The sequence below is a fragment of the Streptomyces sp. NPDC006711 genome (assembly GCF_042869775.1).
In the GTDB taxonomy this organism is placed as follows: Bacteria; Actinomycetota; Actinomycetes; order Streptomycetales; family Streptomycetaceae; genus Streptomyces.
The window spans coordinates 1-19,260 of record NZ_JBIAGO010000029.1; the positions used below are offsets into that span (position 1 = coordinate 1).

Annotated in this window: 15 protein-coding genes; 3 read left to right on the forward strand and 12 right to left on the reverse strand. The window is 72.9% G+C overall.

Annotation, left to right across the window (positions count from 1 at the left end; all coding sequences use genetic code 11):
* On the forward strand, nucleotides 1–298 hold a 298-nt coding region (locus ACFYM2_RS32995), incomplete at its 5' end, for a hypothetical protein (protein ID WP_388841316.1).
* Between the two features lie 138 nt (nucleotides 299–436).
* Here the strand turns inward: ACFYM2_RS32995 and ACFYM2_RS33000 are convergent.
* The gene (locus tag ACFYM2_RS33000; protein ID WP_388460906.1) at nucleotides 437–1,444 is read right to left on the reverse strand and encodes a stage II sporulation protein M; all 1,008 of its coding nucleotides are present in this window, start codon (nucleotides 1,442–1,444) and stop codon (nucleotides 437–439) included.
* 128 nt (nucleotides 1,445–1,572) lie between these two features.
* Here ACFYM2_RS33000 and ACFYM2_RS33005 point away from each other — a divergent pair, with 128 nt between their 5' ends.
* On the forward strand, nucleotides 1,573–2,652 hold the full coding sequence (locus tag ACFYM2_RS33005) for an RDD family protein (protein ID WP_388841318.1): 1,080 nt from the start codon (nucleotides 1,573–1,575) through the stop codon (nucleotides 2,650–2,652).
* A gap of 214 nt (nucleotides 2,653–2,866) precedes the next feature.
* Here ACFYM2_RS33005 and ACFYM2_RS33010 read toward each other — a convergent pair whose 3' ends face one another.
* The 9 genes from ACFYM2_RS33010 to ACFYM2_RS33050 form a co-directional block, all read right to left on the reverse strand.
* Nucleotides 2,867–3,511 carry a dihydrofolate reductase family protein gene (locus ACFYM2_RS33010; protein WP_359004683.1) on the reverse strand — a complete coding sequence of 215 codons (645 nt, stop codon included), beginning with the start codon at nucleotides 3,509–3,511 and terminating at the stop codon, nucleotides 2,867–2,869.
* Nucleotides 3,512–3,621: 110 nt separating this feature from the next.
* Nucleotides 3,622–4,242: a hypothetical protein gene (locus ACFYM2_RS33015; RefSeq protein ID WP_359004686.1), complete on the reverse strand. Its 621-nt coding sequence runs from the start codon at nucleotides 4,240–4,242 to the stop codon at nucleotides 3,622–3,624.
* Nucleotides 4,243–4,426: 184 nt separating this feature from the next.
* The gene (ahcY, locus tag ACFYM2_RS33020) at nucleotides 4,427–5,890 is read right to left on the reverse strand and encodes an adenosylhomocysteinase (protein ID WP_350230721.1); all 1,464 of its coding nucleotides are present in this window, start codon (nucleotides 5,888–5,890) and stop codon (nucleotides 4,427–4,429) included.
* Between the two features lie 322 nt (nucleotides 5,891–6,212).
* A complete protein-coding gene (locus ACFYM2_RS33025) occupies nucleotides 6,213–7,172 on the reverse strand; it encodes a cation diffusion facilitator family transporter (protein WP_359004689.1) in 960 nt (319 codons plus the stop codon).
* Between the two features lie 81 nt (nucleotides 7,173–7,253).
* The gene (manA, locus tag ACFYM2_RS33030) at nucleotides 7,254–8,420 is read right to left on the reverse strand and encodes a mannose-6-phosphate isomerase, class I (protein ID WP_388841323.1); all 1,167 of its coding nucleotides are present in this window, start codon (nucleotides 8,418–8,420) and stop codon (nucleotides 7,254–7,256) included.
* 59 nt (nucleotides 8,421–8,479) lie between these two features.
* Complete coding sequence (locus tag ACFYM2_RS33035; RefSeq protein WP_388460897.1) at nucleotides 8,480–9,607, reverse strand: SIS domain-containing protein; 1,128 nt, start codon at nucleotides 9,605–9,607, stop codon at nucleotides 8,480–8,482.
* Nucleotides 9,608–9,688: 81 nt separating this feature from the next.
* A complete protein-coding gene (locus tag ACFYM2_RS33040; RefSeq protein WP_359004698.1) occupies nucleotides 9,689–9,871 on the reverse strand; it encodes a Trm112 family protein in 183 nt (60 codons plus the stop codon).
* 520 nt (nucleotides 9,872–10,391) lie between these two features.
* On the reverse strand, nucleotides 10,392–11,753 hold the full coding sequence (locus ACFYM2_RS33045) for a phosphomannomutase/phosphoglucomutase (protein WP_388841326.1): 1,362 nt from the start codon (nucleotides 11,751–11,753) through the stop codon (nucleotides 10,392–10,394).
* 167 nt (nucleotides 11,754–11,920) lie between these two features.
* Entirely contained in the window at nucleotides 11,921–12,340 is a 420-nt protein-coding gene (locus ACFYM2_RS33050; RefSeq protein ID WP_359004704.1) for a DUF3499 domain-containing protein, read from the reverse strand.
* Nucleotides 12,341–12,549: 209 nt separating this feature from the next.
* Between ACFYM2_RS33050 and ACFYM2_RS33055 the strand changes: the two genes are divergently transcribed.
* Nucleotides 12,550–13,092 carry a metallopeptidase family protein gene (locus ACFYM2_RS33055; RefSeq protein WP_388460892.1) on the forward strand — a complete coding sequence of 181 codons (543 nt, stop codon included), beginning with the start codon at nucleotides 12,550–12,552 and terminating at the stop codon, nucleotides 13,090–13,092.
* Between the two features lie 83 nt (nucleotides 13,093–13,175).
* Here ACFYM2_RS33055 and ACFYM2_RS33060 read toward each other — a convergent pair whose 3' ends face one another.
* Both ACFYM2_RS33060 and ACFYM2_RS33065 read right to left on the reverse strand, forming a co-directional pair.
* Complete coding sequence (locus ACFYM2_RS33060; RefSeq protein WP_388841329.1) at nucleotides 13,176–14,741, reverse strand: DUF5719 family protein; 1,566 nt, start codon at nucleotides 14,739–14,741, stop codon at nucleotides 13,176–13,178.
* Complete coding sequence (locus tag ACFYM2_RS33065) at nucleotides 14,738–18,586, reverse strand: glycosyltransferase (protein ID WP_388841332.1); 3,849 nt, start codon at nucleotides 18,584–18,586, stop codon at nucleotides 14,738–14,740. The genes ACFYM2_RS33060 and ACFYM2_RS33065 overlap by 4 nt, the downstream gene beginning before the upstream one ends.
* Between the last annotated feature and the right edge of the window lie 674 nt (nucleotides 18,587–19,260).

The following is a 19,260-nucleotide window of genomic DNA, read 5'->3' on the forward strand; positions in this document are numbered from 1 at the left end:
TCTGGCGTTGACTTTTGGCACGCTGTTGAGTTCTCAAGGAACGGACGCTTCCTTTGTACTCACCCTCTCGGGCTTTCCTCCGGGCGCTTCCCTTCAGTATTTCTTGTTTCCGACTCTATCAGACTCTTTCGTGTCCGATTCCCCGTCGAATTGGGGTTCGCTTCAAGTTCTTCGCTTTCGCGTTTCCCTTTCGGCGTTTCCGACTCTATCAGAAGCATTTCGGCCGATCGAATCGGCTTCTTTGACTTCGCATGGTGAATCGGAATGGCTCATCACTGGGAAATGGAATTTCCGGTGAGAGCGAGAGAGATGTTAGCCAGCGATCCCGAACTTGTCCAGTTCGAGGCAACCGTTTGAATCTACCTCCCCACGCGAACCGTGTCAACGGTTTTGTGGGCGAAGAGGAGAGTAGCAGGCCAGAGGGGCCGCACGCACATCACGCGGCCGTCGGAAGTTCGGCGCTGCGGGCGCTCGCCTCGACGTCGCCCAGCTCGCCCGCGCGTGTGGCACGGCCGCCCAGGACGTACACGTACGTGAGGAAGGCCAGTTCCGCGACGATGCCGAGGCTGATGCGGGCCCAGGTCGGGAGGCCGGAGGGGGTGACGAAGCCTTCGATCAGGCCCGAGACGAACAGCACCAGCGCAAGGCCGATGGCCATGCCGACCGCCGCCCGGCCGCGTTCCGCCAGGGCCGCGCGGCGGGTGCGGGGGCCCGGGTCGATGACCGTCCAGCCGAGGCGCATGCCCGTACCGGCGGCGACGAAGACCGCGGTCAGTTCCAGGAGGCCGTGCGGCAGAACCAGGCCGAGGAAGGTGTCGAGGCGTCCGGCGGACGACATGAGGCCGATGCCGACGCCCAGATTGAGCATGTTGAGGAACAGGATCCACAGGACCGGGATGCCGAAGAAGGCGCCGAGGACCAGACAGATGGCCGCGGCCTGCGCGTTGTTCGTCCAGACTTCGGCCGCGAAGGAGCCGGCGGGATGGCTGGAGTAGTACGTCTCGTACTCGCCGCCCGGGCGGGTCATCTGCCGAAGGGCGTCCGGGGCCGCGATGGCCGACTGGACCTCGGGGTGGGTGCCTATCCACCAGCCGATGAGGGCCGAGACCGCGACGGAGACCAGCGCGGCGGGTATCCACCAGCGTCGCGAGCGGTAGACCGCCGCCGGGAAGCCCTCCGTGAGGAAGCGCACGGCATCGCGCCAGGTCGCGCGGCGGGTGCCCGTGACGGCGGAGCGCGCGCGGGCCACCAGTTGCGTCAGCCGGGCCGTCAGGAAGGGGTCCGGGGCAGTGGACTGGATGTGGGAGAGGTGGGTGGACGTGCGCTGGTAGAGCGCCACCAGTTCGTCCGCCTCCGCGCCCGAGAGCCGCCGGCTGCGGCGCACGAGGTGTTCCAGGCGGTCCCACTCCGCGCGGTGGGCGGTGATGAAGACGTCGAGGTCCATGTTCTGCTGCTGCTCCAGGCACTGGGTGCGGACGATCCGTACTACTGCGGCGCGTTGCGGGCCAGCTTGGCAGACTGGGGGGCTCGAGGGGTGTGGAAGGTCGTCGTTCTGTGAGGGTGGGGTATTCGGTGAGCGCGCTGGTCACGGGAGATGCGGTCGTACTGGGGCTGCGGCCCGCTCGGTTGCCGAGCCGGGCGCTGGCGCTGGCCATCGACCTGGCGGTGGTGTGGGCGGCGTACATCGCGGTGTCGATGGTGATGATGCTGACGACCGCCTCCCTGGACGCCGCAGCCCGGGCCGCGATAGCCGTGGCCCTGTTCCTGCTGGTGCTGGTCGGGGCCCCGATCGCGGTCGAGACGCTGACGCACGGACGGTCGCTGGGCAAGATGGCGTGCGGACTGCGGGTGGTGCGGGACGACGGCGGCCCCATACGTTTCCGGCACGCGTTGGTGCGCGGGGCCATGGGGGTCGTCGAGGTTCTGATGACCTTCGGTGTCGTGGCCTGTGTGTCGTCGCTGGTCTCCGAGCGGGGGCGGCGCATCGGTGACGTGTTCGCGGGGACGCTCGTCGTACGGGAGCGGGTGCCGTCGGGGCAGGGCGTGGCTGTCCCGCCTCCGCCGCCGTGGCTGATCGGGCGGTTCGCGGGGCTTGATCTGTCGCGTGTGCCGGATGAACTGTGGCTCGCGGTGCGCCAGTACCTGACGCGTATGCGGCAGCTCGATCCGCAGGTGAGCTGGGCGATGGCGACGCGTCTGGCGGAGGACGTGGCGGGGCGTACCGGGGCTGGGCTTCCGCAGGGGGTGCCGCCGGCCGCGTTCTTGGCGGCGGTGGTGAGCGAGCGCCAGGCCCGCGACGCGCGGCGGGCCTTCGCGGGGGCGGGCGCCGGGCTGTGCGTGGGTCCCGGCGCGGGCCCGGGCGTGGGTTCTGGCGGAGGTTTCGGCGCGGGCCCCGGCGGAGGTCCGGGGGCCGGTTCCGTTTGGGTGCCGGGGGCCGTGGCAGGTCAGGGTTCGGCGTCCGGCCCGGGTCCGGTCCACGGCTCGTACGCGGCTCCCGACGCGGCTCCTGACGCGGGGGTGGCCGCCCGGTCGGCCGGGCCTTCCGCTTCGGCCGGTGCCGCCCCGGCCACGGGCGTCGGCGAGCAGGCCTTCTCGGGGGCGCGCGACGCGGAGGCCGCGGCGCGTTCCACGGGATTCGCGCCGCCCGGCTAGGGGGTGTCTGGTGGATCAGGGTCGGTCAGGGCGCGGCGTCTGGTGCGGTGCATCGCAAGGCGCCGGAGCGTCTCGATAGCGGAGCTATCGGGGCGATTCGGCAACGCCGCGAGGTGCCGCACCAGACGCCGCGCCCCCGGCCATGGCCCACCAGACACCCCCTAGTACTGCCCCGCCCCGCGTCGAAAAGCGCGACGGGCGGCCCGCCCGCGTGTCACCTGCGCCAGAACAGGTGGTGCGTCACGCCGCTCGGGCTGGGCACGACCTCCAGGTGGAACCGGTCGCGCAGCTCTTCGGGGGACTCCCAGAGCCGTAGCCCGGATTCGAGCTTCACCGGCGAGACCACCACGTGCAGGGTGTCGACGAGGTCGGCGTCGAGGAACTGCCGGATGGTGGTGACCCCGCCGCCGAGCCGGACGTCCTTGCCCCGCGCCACCTCGCGTGCCCGCGCGAGGACCGACGCGGGGTCGCCGCCCACGAAGTGGAACGTGGTGTCGGAGAGCGTGAACGACGGGCGCTCGTGGTGGGTCATCACGAACACCGGTGTACGGAACGGGGGTTCCGCTCCCCACCAGCCGAGCCATTCGTGGTCCGACCAGGGGCCGCGCTGGGGCCCGAACTTGTTGCGGCCCATGATCTCGGCGCCGATGTCGCGGGCGAAGTCGCGGGTGAAGTAGTCGTCGAGGCCCCGGCTGCCGCCGGGCTCGGTGCGCATGGGCCAGCTGGCGGTGGCTCCGGCCCAGGCGAAAAGCCGCTCGGGATGGTCGAGTCCGAACGGCCGGTCGAGGCTCTGGTGCTCCCCGGCGGCGATGCCGTCGCTGGAGACGTTGAAGTTCATGACTCTCAGCAGCTGACTCATGGGTTTCCCGTCCGATCCTGTCGTGCGTCGTCGTGCGGCGGGAGCGCCGCACACCAACACGTCGAACGGGGCGGGGCCATTTCGACAGGGGCGCGCGAATCCGGCCCGGGCTACGGCGTGGGGAACGTCGAGGGCGGGGTCTCCAGGGCTTCCAGCTCGATGCCGGGGGCCGCGAGCACGACGTCGCCGGCGATGTGGACGGCGTACTGCTCCCCCGTGTCCAGGGCGTTGACCTGGTATTCGTCCACGATCAGGGGGCCGTTGTCAGTGGCGTGCGCTTCACTGTTCAGCAGGGCCCAGGACTGGTCGATCGTGCGGGGTGCGAGGACCGGATCCGTGAACAGGACGAGGCGGACGCGCGTCGTCGGCGACTGGGGGGTGAGGCGCAGCAGACGGGAGGTGGCGACGAGAAACGCGGGGGAGCCGGCGGTGAAGGCGTGGGCGCGGACGGTGCCTTCGCTCGCGTGGATCCCGGACGGGTCCGTACGGACCCAAGTGACGCCGTCGAGGGCGGCGCCTCGTACCTGCCAGCCGGCGGCATGGAGTTCGAGGCGGATGGGACGGCCGAGTTCGTCGAGCGCGAGGTCCACGGAGCCCGCCTGGTCTCCGGAGGGGGTGGTGAGCTGGGAGACGTAACGCCAACCGGATGGCCCGGGGGCGCAGTGGAAGTGTTCGTCACCGAGAGGGGTGCGGTCGTGCGGGTCGTGCAGCGAATAGCGGCCACGGGGCATGGGATCGGCAAGTCCTTGGGGATCGGGCGCTGACTCGGTGGGGCGGTACGGGGCAGGCCCCCGGCACGGGGGTGCGGGGGCCTGCTCAGGTACCGGTCGGCCAGTCGGGCAGCTGACCCTGCCGCGCGTTGTGCGGCCGGCCCGCCGCCGGGGTGGTGTTGCCCGGTGGCGGACCGCTCGGGGATCAGTAGCGGTAGTGGTCCGGCTTGTACGGGCCCTCGACCTCGACGCCGATGTACGCGGCCTGCTCCGGACGGAGCTCGGTGAGCTTGACGCCGAGCGAGGCCAGGTGGAGGCGGGCGACCTTCTCGTCGAGGTGCTTGGGCAGCACGTACACGTCGGTCGGGTACTCGTTCGGCTTGGTGTAGAGCTCGATCTGGGCCAGGGTCTGGTCCGCGAAGGAGTTCGACATGACGAAGGAGGGGTGACCGGTCGCGTTGCCGAGGTTCAGCAGGCGGCCCTCGGAGAGGACGATCAGCACCTTGCCGTCGGGGAAGGTCCAGGTGTGCACCTGGGGCTTGACCTCGTCCTTGACGATGCCCGGGATCCTGGCAAGACCGGCCATGTCGATCTCGTTGTCGAAGTGGCCGATGTTGCCGACGATCGCCTGGTGCTTCATCTTGGCCATGTCGGCGGCCATGATGATGTCCTTGTTGCCCGTCGTGGTGACGAAGATGTCCGCCTTGTCGACGACCTCGTCCAGAGTCGTGACCTGGTAGCCGTCCATCGCCGCCTGGAGCGCGCAGATCGGGTCGATCTCGGTGATGATCACGCGGGCGCCCTGGCCGCGCAGGGACTCGGCGCAGCCCTTGCCGACGTCGCCGTAGCCGCAGACGACCGCGGTCTTGCCGCCGATGAGGACGTCGGTGGCGCGGTTGATGCCGTCGATCAGGGAGTGGCGGCAGCCGTACTTGTTGTCGAACTTCGACTTGGTCACGGCGTCGTTCACGTTGATCGCCGGGAACAGGAGGTCGCCGTCGCGCATCATCTCGTAGAGGCGGTGGACACCGGTGGTGGTCTCCTCCGTCACGCCGCGGATCTCGGAGGCGAGCTGGGTCCACTTCTGGGGGTTCTCACCCAGGGTGCGGTTCAGCACGGTGAGAATCTGGGCGTACTCCTCGGAGTCCGCCGTCGAGGGGTCCGGGGCCGCGCCGGCCTTCTCGAACTCGACGCCCTTGTGCACCAGGAGGGTGGCGTCGCCGCCGTCGTCCAGGATCATGTTCGGGCCGCCGGTGGGGGTGTTCGGCCAGGTCAGGGCCTGCTCCGTGCACCACCAGTACTCCTCGAGGGTCTCGCCCTTCCAGGCGTAGACCGGGACGCCCGCGGGGGCCTCGGGGGTGCCGTTCGGGCCGACCGCGATGGCGGCGGCCGCGTGGTCCTGGGTGGAGAAGATGTTGCAGGAGGCCCAGCGGACCTCGGCGCCGAGCGCGACCAGGGTCTCGATCAGGACGGCGGTCTGCACGGTCATGTGCAGGGAGCCGGTGATGCGTGCGCCGGCCAGCGGCTGCGTGGCGGCGTACTCCTTGCGGATCGACATCAGGCCGGGCATCTCGTGCTCGGCGAGGTTGATCTCCTTGCGGCCGAAGGCGGCGAGGGAGAGGTCGGCGACCTTGAAGTCCTGGCCGGCGCCGGTGGCGTCAGTCGTCATGGGGAGCTGCTCCTCGTGGGTCGGTGTCGAGGGTGGGTACGGCTGATCTGCGGGCGGCGGCAGGCAGAAAAGTGCCCGAACGCGCTCGCAGCGCAGTCCGTCGGAGGCCCTCTCTCCCTCGGCCGGGTCCACGGGGGACGACCGACCGACCGCCATCAGCAGCGACGTCTGGCTCTGGTCACGAATCTACACCGATCGGCCCAGCGGACCCCAGTGCGCCTGATGAACGGCTTGCTCCCGCCCCCAGCGGGTCCGGTCCGGCAGGCTTACTCCGTGCGGGCCCGAGGGCGGGAGCCGGGCCGGGCCCGCACGGACATGGGGCTCAGCGGCCGCCCGGGGTGGCGGCCGGGTCGGGGCCCGCCGCTGCCTCTTCGGCGCTGTAGATGTCCGGTTCCAGGTAGATGACCCGGGCGATCGGGACCGCCGCGCGGACGCGGGCCTCGGCCTCGTTGATCGCGGCCGCGATCTCGCGGGCCGTGTCGTCGTGCTGGACGGCGATCTTGGCGGCGATCAGCAGCTCCTCGGGGCCGAGGTGGAGGGTGCGCATGTGGATGACCGAGGTGACCGTGTCACCGTCCACGATCGCCGCCTTGATCTTCTCGACCTCCTCCATGCCCGCCGACTCGCCGAGCAGCAGCGACTTCGTCTCGGCGGCCAGGACCATGGCGATGAGGATCAGCAGGACGCCGATGCACAGGGTGCCGATGCCGTCCCACACGCCGTTGCCGGTCGCCACCGCGATGCCGACGCCCGCGAGGGCGAGGGCCAGGCCGACCAGCGCGCCGAAGTCCTCCAGCAGGACCACGGGGAGTTCGGGTGCCTTGGCGCGGCGGATGAACTCCTTCCAGGAGAGCTGGCCCCTGGTGACGTTCGACTCCTTGATCGCCGTACGGAAGGAGTAGCCCTCCGCGATGATCGCGAAGACGAGGACGCCGACGGGCCAGTACCAGGCCTCGATGGCGTGCGGGTGCCTGATCTTCTCGTAGCCCTCGTAGACGGCGAACATGCCGCCGACCGAGAACAGCACGATCGAGACGAGGAAGGCGTAGACGTAGCGCTCGCGCCCGTAGCCGAAGGGGTGTTGGGGCGTCGCCTCACGCCGGGCCTTCTTGCCGCCGAGCAGCAGCAGGCCCTGGTTGCCGGAGTCGGCCAGCGAGTGGACGCTCTCCGCGAGCATCGACGACGAACCGCTGAACAGGAACGCCACGAACTTCGCCGCCGCGATGGCGAGGTTGGCGCTCAGCGCCGCCACGATGGCCTTGGTTCCGCCTGACGCGCTCATGGAGGTGCCGTCTTCCCTTCGTCGGTTGCCATCGGCGGGGCCCCGGCCGGTGCCCGGACCCCGCGGCGGCACATTGTCGCATCAGGCGACGACGGTGGCGCGGAACACCGTTCCCGTACCGGACAGTTCGGTCATTTCCCCCGCCGGTACGAAGACGGAGGTGCCCGGAGCGAGGGTCAGCCCGCCGGCTGCGGGGCTGCCCGCCGTGCACAGGAGGATCTGCGGCGTCGGCGCCGTCAGGTCGGTGGGGGCCGCGCCCTCGGCCCGTACGAAACGGGACAGGCGGAACTCGTCGGTCGGGGTCTCGTACAGCTCCTCCCCCGTCACCGACGCCTCGGGGCGCAGCACACCGGGATCGGTCGGCTCGAAGCGTACGACCTTGAGCAGTTCGGGGACGTCGACGTGTTTGGGGGTCAGGCCGCAGCGCAGGACGTTGTCGGAGGTGGCCATGATCTCCACGCCCAGGCCGCCGAGATAGGCGTGCGGCACGCCCGCGCCGAGGAACAGCGCCTCGCCGGGCTGGAGTTGGACGTGGTTGAGGAACATGCCCGCGAGGACGCCGGGGTCGCCAGGGTAGTGGTGCGCGAGCGAGGCGTACGCGCTGTACTGCGCGCCCCCCAGGCGGGCGCAGGCGGCGGCCGTCTCGGTGACCGTCGCCGCCATCTCCTCGCGGTCGGCGCCCAGCACGGCGGTGAGGACTTCGCGCAGGGCCGCCTCGACGGGGTGGGCGCGCAGCAGATCGACGTACGGCTTGAGGGAGTCGACCTCCAGCTCCTCCAGCGTGCGCGCGGCCTCCTCGGGGGCGCGGAAGCCGCACAGCCCCTCGAACGGCGTGAGCGCGCAGATCAGTTCGGGCTTGTGGTTGGTGTCCTTGTAGTTGCGGTGCGGCGCGTCGAGCGGGATCCCGGCCCGCTCCTCGGCCTCGTACCCCTCCTTCGCCCGGGCGAGGTCGGGATGGACCTGGAGCGAGAGGGGGGCGTCGGCGGCGAGCAGCTTGAGCAGGAAGGGCAGGCGCGGCCCGAACCGGGCCACCGTGGCGCGGCCGAGTTCGGCCGCCGGGTCCGTCGCGATCAGGTCCGACAACGATGTCAGGCCGGCGCCCCGGTCGAGGCGTGAAGGGGCCATGGGGTGGGCGCCCATCCACATCTCGGCCTGGGGCTCGTCGGTGGGGGCGGCGCCCATCAGCTCCGGAATGAGGGTGGTGGAGCCCCAGGCGTAGGGACGGATGGTGTTGGTGAGACGGTCCATGAGTCCTGTGTTCTCTTTCGGCTGCCGGGCGCGGGCTCCGGCCGGGTGTGCGGGCGGGGTCAGGCGGACGCGATCGTCAGGTACACGGTGGCGAAATCGGCGATGGCGAGGAGTTCGGCGAGGCATTCGAGCTCGCTGCCCTCCTCCGGCTCGAGTTCGCTGACCGGGGCGTCGTGGCTCAGCGCCAGTTCGCGGGCGGCGGGCAGGGCGGAGAGACCGCCGGCGGGCCGGTCGCGCAGCAGGACGACCCGGGCGTGCAGCCGCTCCGGCTCCTCGACGCGGTCGCGGAAGAAGTCGTCGGGGTCGGCGCCGGCCGCGAGCGAGCCCGCCAGCAGCACGCCGTGGACGGGCAGCGCCTCGGGGAGCGCGGCGGCGAGCGCGGGGTGGCCCGACAGTTCGCTGAGCACGGCCGCGAACCGGCGCCCCGCCGGTGCCGCGCCCACGCCCTCGGTCCAGATCAGCGGCAGCGATTCGGCGAGCTCGGAGGCCAGGGTCTTGGCCGGGTTGCTGTAGGTCGCGATGGCGGGGCCGCAGCGCTCGGCCGTGCGGTCAAGGCGTACGGCGACCTTCTCGATGGTCTCCGGGGACGCGCTGAGCAGGCCGACCCGGTCGAGCAGCGCGAGCAGGGGCGTGAACAGGGACCACAGGGCGCCCGGGCTCGCGGCGGACATCTCCGCCCCGTCGGGTTCGAAGGGGCCCGCTGCCAGCGGGACGACGAGGCCGTGCACCCCGTCCACGGCTTCCGCGAGCGGGGAGCGCTGGGGGGCGACCGCGACGACGTTGCAGCCTCTGCGGTAGGCCTGCTCGGCCAGGAGGGCCAGGCCGGGCTCGGAGCCGTCCGTGGTGGTGATGAGCAGCAGGTCGACGGAGCCCGCCCAGCCCGGCAGCGTCCAGCGCAGGGCGCCGGCGGCGGGGGCGACGCCGGTGGATTCCAGGCGGGTGACCGGCGCGGACGCGCCCGCGAGCGCCGTGATCAGGTCAGCCACACCGGCCGCGGCGGTGCCGGGGCCCGCGATCAGCACGGAGCGCGGCCGGCCCTCGGGCTTCAGCTCGGCGATGCCGGCCTCCACCGCGTGCCGGGCCGCGGTACGGACGCGTGCGCCCGCCTCCGCCGCGCCGCGCAGCAGCCCTCGGTGATCGGCCCGGGCGAGGGCTTCCGGTGCGTCGAGCAGCGACTCGTCGAGCATGGGGTCGGGCCTCCGGCTGTGCTGGGCGGGTTACCGGGACGGGTTACCTGGTCTGGGCGCGCGCTGGATGCCCGTGGCGCGTCACGCGGGTCGGCGGGCCTCGTCGACCAGGAGGACCGGGATGCCGTCGCGCACCGGGTAGGCCAGTCCGCACTCCTTGCCGGTGCAGATCAGCTCGGGCTCGTCCGCCGAGGTCGCGTCGCTGAGCGGGGCGTGGCACGCCGGGCAGGCGAGGATCTGGAGGAGGCCGGCTTCGAGCGGCATGAGATTCCCTTCGGCGTGCTGTGTCCTGGTGCGCGTACGGGTGCGCACCAGGGGGGCCTGATCAGCCTACCGCCGGGGTGAGCGGGCTGCGTGCCCGCCGAGCAAGCCGGTGCGGGAGCGCGGGGGTTGCGCCGATGCCCGGGCCGGGCGGGGTGGGTGACGGGGGCGCGCCCGGTGCTGTGAACGCGATGAGTGGGGCGCGTTGACCCGGGTGCGGATGGCTCGGGGTGCGGATGGGCCTGGGCCGCGAATGACCCGGGCCGCAACGGTCCAGGCCGCACAGCGCCCGGGTCGGGCGGGGTGGGCGGGTGACGGGGGGCGCGCCCGGTGCTCTGAACGCGGCGAGCGGGGCACGTTGACCCGGGCCGCGAATCACCCGGGCCGCAACGGTCCAGGCCGCACAGCGCCCGGGTCGCACTCCGCCCAGTCACGGCGGACCGGCGCGAAGGCCCGGCACGGCGGACCGGCGCGAAGACCCAGCACGACGGCCCGGTGCCGCCTCGGCGCCGGGCCTCGCTCCTCAGCCGCGTACCAGCGTCAGAACCTCGTCGCGGACCTTCGCCATCGTCACCTCGTCGCGGGCCTCGACGTTCAGGCGCAGCAGGGGCTCGGTGTTGGAGGCGCGCAGGTTGAACCACCAGTCCTGGGCGGTGACGGTCAGGCCGTCGAGCTCGTCCAGGGTGAGGCCGTCCTGGTCCGCGTACGCGTCGCGGACCGCCGCCGCCCGGGCCGACTGGTCGTCCACCGTGGAGTTGATCTCGCCTGAGCCCACGTACCGGTCGTACTGCGCGACGAGCGCGGACAGGGTGCCCTCCTGGCCGCCCAGCGCCGCCAGGACGTGGAGCGCGGCCAGCATGCCGGTGTCCGCGTTCCAGAAGTCGGCGAAGTAGTAGTGCGCGGAGTGCTCACCGCCGAAGATCGCCCCGGTGGCCGCCATCTCCTGCTTGATGAAGGAGTGGCCGACCCGGGTGCGTACGGGCGTGCCGCCGTTCTCGCGGACCACCTCGGGCACGGACCAGGACGTGATCAGGTTGTGGATCACGGTGCCGCCGGGGTGGCGGGCCAGCTCGCGGGCGGCGACCAGCGCGGTGATCGCGGACGGCGAGACCGGCTCGCCCCGCTCGTCCACGACGAAGCAGCGGTCGGCGTCGCCGTCGAAGGCGAGACCCAGGTCCGCGCCCTCGGCGATGACACGGGCCTGGAGGTCCACGATGTTGGCCGGGTCGAGCGGGTTGGCCTCGTGGTTGGGGAAGGTGCCGTCGAGCTCGAAGTACATCGGAACCAGGTCGAGGGGCAGGCCGTCGAACACTGTGGGCACGGTGTGCCCGCCCATGCCGTTGCCCGCGTCGACCACGACCTTCAGGGGGCGGATGGCGGAGAGGTCGACCAGGGCCAGGAGATGGGCCGCGTAGTCGGTCAACGTGTCGCGCTCGACGATCGTGCCCGCCTTCGCGGCCGGGGCCGGCGCGCCCTGCCGCGACCACTGCTCGACCAGCGCGCGGATCTCGGCGAGGCCGGTGTCCTGGCCGACCGGCGCCGCGCCCTTGCGGCACATCTTGATGCCGTTGTACTTGGCCGGGTTGTGCGAGGCGGTGAACATCGCGCCCGGCAGGTCGAGGGCGCCGGACGCGTAGTAGAGCTGGTCGGTGGAGCACAGTCCGATGAGGGTGACGTCCGCTCCGAGCATGGCCGCGCCGCGCGCGAAAGCCGCGGAGAGACCGGGCGAGGAGGGCCGCATGTCGTGGCCGACGACGATGGCGTCGGCCCGCGTCACGGTGACGAAGGCGGCGCCGAACAGCTCGGCAAGGGCCTCGTCCCACTGATCCGGCACCACTCCGCGGACGTCGTACGCCTTCACGATCTGCGACAGATCAGCAGCCACGGCCCAACCTTCCTTGACGGCGTCGCCGATGCCCTTTGGCGGGCGCCGGCCGGGCTCCCAAACTACCCGCCGCCGGGGCGACACAGGACATGGCTCGGGCGGCCGGGCGCATGAGCGCGCCAACTCGGCCGAATAGGCGGTGGGGTTGAGGCGCGCCGCGGTCGCCTTCAGGATTCGGGTGAGCGCAGCACGCGCAGATGGCCTCGGCGGCCGACTTCCACCGGGTCCGAGGCGCGCGCTCCGCCTGCCTCGGCGGCGCGCTCCTGGGGACGCGCGGCCTCCCGTACGGCATTGGCAAGCGCTTCCAGGTCGTCGCCGCTGGGGCGGGCCGGAGCGGAGCCGTCCGTCAGGCGCACGACCTCCCAGCCACGGGGCGCGGTCAGGCGCTCGCTGTGCTCGGCGCACAGGTCGTAGCAGTGGGGTTCGGCATAGGTGGCGAGCGGACCGAGGACTGCGGTCGAGTCCGCGTAGACGTACGTCAGCGTCGCGACGGCAGGGCGACCGCACGCGGTGCGCGAACAGCGACGTACAGGGCTCACGACGTTGGACGGTACCGCACTCTTGACCGGGCCGCGACGACTCTCCACCAGCTCACTCCACCGTGTCGCGGTGTGAGCTCGGGCACACGCCCTCTCGGAGCAACTGCGCTGACCTGCGCGGGAACAGCGGACCGCAGGCGGCTACCGCCCTTCTGGCGCCCGCTACTTGGGAACGATTCGGTCAAAAGGCACGGAATCCCGGGTCCGGACGGCCGGGCAACCGCTCTCACTCGTGGCCGAAATGGTCATCGCGCGACATGCGGCCGCGCGCGCCGTTGCCGCGATCGCCATCCGTCCCGGAGGGCTACGCTGCGTCAGTGATGGACAGCTCCCACTCAGCCGAAGGTACTGGCTCCCGCTCGGGGCCCCGGCGCCGCGACCGGCACGGCCGCGGCATGCGCGGGCCCGTGGCGCCGCCCCAGGTGCCGCTCTCGGCCAGCAGGGCGGAGACCTTCCGCGATCTCGTGCTGGACTCGGTGGAACGCCTGGAGCGGCGCTGGCCGCAGCTCCAGGAGGTGGAGTTCCTGGTGGCCGACGTGCCGTTCAAGGAGTCACCCGGCACGGTGAACGACGAGGTGGACGGGTCGTCCTGGAGTGACGAGGCCGTGCCGCTCGGCCGTGCGGTCGCGGCGGGCAAGGACCGCCCGGCCCGGATCCTGGTCTATCGCAGGCCGGTCGAGATCCGCACCAAGAACCGGGACGAGCGCGCCCTGCTCGTGCACGAGGTCGTGGTCGAGCAGGTCGCCGAACTCCTCGGCCTGGCACCGGAGTCGGTCGACCCCCGGTACGGGCAGGACTGACCCGCGCGCGCCCCGTCACTTCTCCAGGACGGTGAAATCCTGCGCCCCGTCACTTCTCCAGGATCGTCAGGTCGTGCGCCGCGTCACTTCTCCAGGACCGTGAGGTCCTGCGCCGCGGCCGGGACCGCGACCGTGCCCTTGTCGTCCGCCAGCGTCTGCACCGTGAACATCGGGACGCCGTCCTGGGTGACGGCCAGCGTGCGCGAGGCGTAGACCGCGCCGCCCTTGGGGTCGGGCTCCACCGTCAGGGCGTAGGAGCCCTTGAGGCCCGAGGGGGCCGGCGGGTCGACGGCGAGCGTGGTGCCCGCCTTCACGGTGTACGTCTTGGACTGCGGGTCGCCGCCCTCGGTGCCCGGGGACGAGGTGACCTTCACGGTGGCGTCCTTGGTGCCCGGCGCCGTCAGGGCGAGGGTGGCCGCCTTGTCGCGGTTGTCGGTGACCGTCGCGCGGGCGCCGACCGGGGAGGCCGCCGGGATGAAGGCGATCTCCTGCTTGTCTCCGGTGCCGCGCACCACGCGCAGCGCCGCGACGACCGGAGTGCCGTCGTCCGCATCCGGGGTGAGCAGAAGGGAACCCGGCTCGCCCCGTGTGACGTTCTTCAAATCAAAGGACGCCGTCATCCCCGCCTTCACGTGCACGGAGTCCAGCCCCGCCGGGGTGAAGCTGCCTCCCTTGCTCGCCAGCTTCACCTTGAGGTCCGCGTCGTCCGAGCCCTTGGCGTACACGACAAGGCGTACGTCGGTGGCGTCGCCCGGGATGCCCGGAAACACCTGGGAGGGCGCCGCGTCCGCCGACGCGGGCAGCCAGTCCGCGCCCGCCTTCGCGTCGGTGGCCTGGACCGCCGCGCCGACCCGCCCCGCCCGGGTGGTGACATGCACCGTCAGATCGTCGGCCACCGTGCCGGTCAGAGTGGAGAGGAGAACGGCAACGCTCGACTTGGCGGGGATCGTGATGCCCTCGCCGGTGTCGGCCTTGAGGGGACCGTCCGCGCCGAAGAGGTCGATGTCGGCGACGGCCGCGGTGTCGTCGGGGTTGGTCAGATGGACGTAGTCCTGACGGTCCTTGGCCGTGGACGCGCCGGGGAACCAGAAGTCGGCGTCCGGCGTGGTGCAGCCGGTGCCGAGCAGCGCGCGGCCGACGCCGCCGGTGATCTGGGTGGTCTGCTGGGCCGTCCAGCCCGGGGCCAGCAGGCCGTCGGCGGAACCGGCGAGCGCGGGCGCGTCCGAGCCGTTGGCGGTCGCGGTGACCGGCTTGCCCGGCTCCTTCAGGGTGAGGACGGGCTGGCCGGCGGGGGTCTTGCCGGTCGCCTTCGTGCCCTTGGCGTCCTTGGCGTCCTTGCCCGTGGCGGCGGGCGCGGAGGCGCCGGCGTCGGGGGACGACGGCACCGCCGGGGACAGCGCCGCCGTGCCCGGCTTGCTCTGCGACCCGCCCTGGGCCGCCCCCTTGGGTGTGAACGCGGTGTACGTCGTCTGGGCGAGGTCGGAGTTGCTGGGCGCCGGGCACAGCAGGCTCGTCCGCTCGACGGGCAGCCGTAGCGGGTTCTTGGGGCCGGTGTCCGCCGGGCCGCCCGGCGCGGTGAGCGAGGCGAATCCGGTCAGCGCGACGAGCGCGACGGCCCCCGACGCGAGGGAGAGGGTGGTGCGCTTCACTGCTGGCTCCCGTCGGGGCGGTGCGGCTGCTGCTGTTCGGGGTGCTCGGGGTGCTTGGGGTGCTCGGGGTGCTCGGGGTGCTCGGGCGGGTATCCGTAGCCGTACGGGTCGTACTGCCCCTCCAGTGCCTGCTGAGAGGCGTGCGGTTGCTGCTGGTAGGGGTCGTACGGGTGCTGCTGGCCCTGCGCGTCGGTGTAGTGGCCGTCGGTGTACTGGCTGTCCGCGTACTGGCCGTCGCCGTATGGCTCGCCGCCGTACGGGCCGCCGCTGTAGGACCCCTCGGCGTACTGGCCCGCGCCGTACTGACCCTCGCCGAACTGGCCCTCGGCGCCCGGGACTTCGGGGTGCGCGGGCTCGGGGTAGGGCACACCGGGGTGGCCGCCCTCGGGGTACTGCTGGTAGCCGGCGTACTGCTGCTGGTACGGGTCGTACTGCTGCCCCGCCTGCTGGTCGTGCTCGGCGGCGTCGGCGGCCGGGGAGGCGGTGGCGTACTGGGCCGCGTCCCACTCCCCGTACGCGGCCTGTCGCGGCACGTCCGCCCCCGGCGCCGCGTGTTCGTCGGCGGGGGTCTCGGCCTCGGCGTCGGCTTGCGCGCGGAGCCGGCGGGCCCGGCGGCCCTCGCCCGCGACGGGCTGCGCCGGGACGGCCGCCACCGCCTCCTGGGCGTCGGGCAGATCGTCGTCGATCCGGCGGCGCCGACCCGGCAGGGCGAGCACCAGCAGAACCACGGCGAGCGCGGCCTGGACCCAGATCCACAGGGTGTGGACGAGAGGGGCGTCGTAGGTGACGTCCAACTTGCCCGCTTCGGCGGGCAGTTCGAAGCCCTGGGCCCAGCCGTCGACGGTGGTCTTCTTGAGCGCCCTGCCGTCGAGGCTCGCGCTCCAGCCGGGGGCGGCCTTGTCGGCGATGCGCAGGACCCGGCCCGCCGGGCCGGCCGGGATCTTGGTGTGGATGTCGACGGGGTCGGCCGCGACCGGCAGGCTCTCGCCGCCCTTGGCCGGCACGATCACCGCGCGGGCGACCTGGCGGTCCACCCGCCACAGCGCGCTGCCGTCGAGCTGGCTGAGCCGGCTCAGGCCCGGCGTCGCGTCCAGGGTGCGGGCGAACGCGCGGGGCGCGCCGTCGCGCACCAGCACATAGCGCACCGCGAATCCGCTGAGCTGGCTCGACTGGTCGGCGCCGGAGCCCGCGACGAGGTTGGCGACGACCTTGCCGAGCCGGGCGTCGTCGCCGCCGGACGCGGCGAGTTCGGCGTCGCCGAGCTGTCCGCCCGAGCCGCGTACCAGCGTGTACGCGACCTTGGCGGGCGAGGTGCCGCCGAGCACCAGGGTGCGGGCCTGGTCGCGGGTGCCGCTCTCCTCGGCGACGAACGCCGGCACCTGCACCGGGTCGCGCCGCTCCAGCGGGCCGTCGGCGCCGCCGATCATCCAGTGCGCGGCGGAGTACAAGGGGCCGAGTACGGCGGCGAGCGCGATCAGGGCGGCGACCGGCTGGCGCCAGCCGAAACCGTGGCCCGCGACTCGGGTGCGGCCGTATTCGGCGCCGAGCGCGGCGGCGGCGAGCAGCGCGAGCCCGTACACGAGGGTCGCCGGGCCCGCCCAGGCGTCTCGGTTGGACAGGATCGCGAAGAGGAACCCGATGAGCGCGACCGCCCAGGCGGCGCGGATGGCGAACGCGCGGTGTTCGCGCAGCAGGGCGGCGAGGGCGGCCGCGACGATGCCCATGAGCAGCAGCCCGCCGACGGCCTTGGGTCCGCCGGGGCTCGCCCCGAGCAGGTCGAGCGCGCCGGCCGAGCCGTTCCCGTACGCGAGGCCCGCTTCCTTGAGGAACCCGGAGGGGCTGGTCAGCAGGGTGAGCGACCAGGGCGCGAGCATCAGGAGCGGGGTGGTGACGGCGGCCAGGAAGCGCAGCCCGTACGCCGTGATGTCGCCCCTGCGCAGCGCGAGCACGCCGATGCCGAGCAGCACCGCGATCGGCCACACCAGGGGCGTGAACGCCATGGCGACGGTCAGGAGCAGCGCGTACGTCCAGGTGGCGCGCCAGCTGCCGCGGGCCTCGGTGCCCCGCAGTCCGGCGGCGGACACCCCGGCCCTGGCGATCAGCGGCAGCAGGACGGCCAGGACGGCGGTGCCGAGCCGGCCTGCGGCGAGCGCGCCGGTGGCGGCGGGCAGGAAGGCGTAGGCGATGGCCACCCAGGCGCGCAGCTGGCGGGAGGCGAGGAGCGGGCGCGCGGCGAAGTAGGCGGTGAGGCCGGCCAGCGGCACCGAGCAGACGAGCAGCAGGGTCAGCGCGAAGCCGGTGGAGCCGAAGCACAGTGCGGACAGGACGGCGACGATCGCGAGGTAGGGCGGCGCGGTCTGGGTGCCGCCCACGCCGATGGGGTGCCAGGCGTCGGCGTAGCGGGCCCACAGGGCGCCGGTGCTTCCTGGCGCGGGCAGCAGGGCGCCGCCCATGAGCGAGCCGCCGCCGTACAGGCCTCGGCAGGCGACGAGGGAGACGATCAGGAGCAGCGCGAAGAGGACCGGGGCGGGTTTGCGGGCGATCTTCTTGAGGCGGGCGAACTGTTCGATCTCCAGGAAGTCGGCGTCGTCGCCGCCGGGTCCCGATTCGACGGCGCCGTGCCGGGAGCCACCGGTGTCCTCGGTGCCCGCGCCGAGGCTCGCCGCGACCGATTCGACGGTGGCGCGGATGGTGGCGCCGGGCGGCGGGAACAGGGGGCGCAGCTCGCTCGACTCGACGGCGCTCCTGCCGCGCTTCTTGCGTCCCGCGAGGATCCGGCCGGGCCGCAGCAGGGTGCCCGACAGGCCCATGACCTCGTCGACGGCCTGGCCCGGCACCTTGCCCACCAGGTAGGCGAGGGTCCGCAGCAGGGTGCCGATCACGATGCGCAGCACCACGTAAGGGAGCAGCGCGGGACGCGAGTTGACGAGCATGGTGTAGACGGCGCCGGCCTTGTCGACCCGGTGGGGGTTGACGACGGAGCGTCCCGCGCAGTCGACGGCGCGGCGTTCGCGGGCGGCGGCCTCGGCGTGGCGGACGGTGGCGTCGGGGGCGACCAGGACGGTGTGTCCTGCCGCGTGCGCGCGCCAGCACAGGTCGACGTCGTCGCGCATCAGGGGCAGCGCCCGGTCGAAGCCGCCGAGTTCGTCCCACACGTCGCGGCGGATCAGCATGCCGGCGGAGGACACCGACAGGACGGGCCTGACCTGGTCGTGCTGGCCCTGGTCCTGTTCGCGCCGGTCGAGACCGGTCCAGCGGCGGCCGCTGTGGGCGATGGAGACGCCGACTTCGAGGAGTTGTTTGCGGTCGTACCAGCCGCGCAGCTTGGGCCCGATGATGCCCGCGTCCGCGCCGGCGTCGGCGACCCGCAGCAGTTCGGCGAGCGCGCCGGGGTCGGGCGCGCTGTCGTCGTGGAGCAGCCAGAGCCACTGCACGGGCTCGCCGTGCGGGAGTTCGGGCAGGTCGTAGCTGTCGTCGCGCCAACTGCGCGAGACCGGGTCCCAGCCGCTGGGCCGCTTGAGGTAGGGCAGGTCGTCGGGGCCAAGCACGGGGGCGGCGCGGACGGCCTCGTCGACGGCGGCGCCGAAGCCGGTGCGGCGGGCGAGGTGCAGGACGCGTTCGTCGCCGAGCGCTTCGGCGACCAGGCGCGCGGAGTCGTCGGCGCTGCCGGTGTCGACGGCGTACGCGTTCTGTACGGGGCGTTCCTGGCCGAGCAGTCCGGCCAGGACGTCGGGGAGCCAGCGTGCGCCGTCGTGCGAGACGACGACGGCGGTCACCACATGGCGGGGGAATTCGGGAGTCACGGCCGCCTCGTACGGGGCCGTCGACTGGCTGTGCACGGACATCGAGGTACGGGCCCCTCCGCCCCGGAAGGCTGCTGTGCGGACTGCGGTCGGCGCGGCCGGTGGTGCGAGACGGGCTCTGACGTGACCGGAGTGCCGTGGACAGCGCCCCACACTAACGTCTGCCGCCCAGCCGGTCCGCCGCCCGCGGAGGGGGCGCGGGGGGTGGGCGGTTGTTTGTGTACGGGTTGTGTACGGAGTCGGACGGTTTGCGCGGCGACGGGGAGGCGTCCGCCGGGTTTGGGCGGGGACGGGGAGGGCGTCCGCCGGGTTTGGGCGGGGACGGTCGCCGGGGTGGGGTTGCCGTCACCCGGGGTGGGCGAGGGTGGCCGGGGTGGGGAGGCCGTCACCCGGGGTGGGCGAGGGTGGCCGGGGTGGGTCCGGGCGGCGGCCGCCGGCCGTGAGCAGGGCAGCGGCCCGTCGAAGCCCGGCAGCGGAGGTGCCCCACAGCGGGGTGATGGAAGTCGGACGCAACCAAGTGACGCTGGTCCGCAGCGCGGTAGCCAAGGGCGCCCTCGGCCAGCGGCGGCGACCGGCCGCAGCCCGGCGGCGCAGCCCCGCCATGGGGCGGCCGGGTTCCTACCGGGGCCCGCGACCTCGTCAAGCCGCTGGGCGGCCCGGGTCCTTGAGCGGGCCGGGCCCTGGGGCGGCCCGGGCTCTTGAGTGGCCCGGACCCT

Bases quoted from the DNA above. Each gene is read 5' to 3' on its own strand.
- ACFYM2_RS33010 (WP_359004683.1), bottom strand. From the start codon at position 3,511: ATGAGTCAGCTGCTGAGAGTCATGAACTTCAACGTCTCCAGCGACGGC.
- ACFYM2_RS33055 (WP_388460892.1), top strand. From the start codon at position 12,550: ATGCGGCCGCGCGCGCCGTTGCCGCGATCGCCATCCGTCCCGGAGGGC.
- ACFYM2_RS33015 (WP_359004686.1), bottom strand. From the start codon at position 4,242: ATGCCCCGTGGCCGCTATTCGCTGCACGACCCGCACGACCGCACCCCT.
- ACFYM2_RS33065 (WP_388841332.1), bottom strand. From the start codon at position 18,586: ATGTCCGTGCACAGCCAGTCGACGGCCCCGTACGAGGCGGCCGTGACT.
- ACFYM2_RS33035 (WP_388460897.1), bottom strand. From the start codon at position 9,607: ATGCTCGACGAGTCGCTGCTCGACGCACCGGAAGCCCTCGCCCGGGCC.
- ACFYM2_RS33000 (WP_388460906.1), bottom strand. From the start codon at position 1,444: ATGGACCTCGACGTCTTCATCACCGCCCACCGCGCGGAGTGGGACCGC.
- ahcY (WP_350230721.1), bottom strand. From the start codon at position 5,890: ATGACGACTGACGCCACCGGCGCCGGCCAGGACTTCAAGGTCGCCGAC.
- manA (WP_388841323.1), bottom strand. From the start codon at position 8,420: ATGGACCGTCTCACCAACACCATCCGTCCCTACGCCTGGGGCTCCACC.
- ACFYM2_RS33040 (WP_359004698.1), bottom strand. From the start codon at position 9,871: ATGCCGCTCGAAGCCGGCCTCCTCCAGATCCTCGCCTGCCCGGCGTGC.
- ACFYM2_RS33025 (WP_359004689.1), bottom strand. From the start codon at position 7,172: ATGAGCGCGTCAGGCGGAACCAAGGCCATCGTGGCGGCGCTGAGCGCC.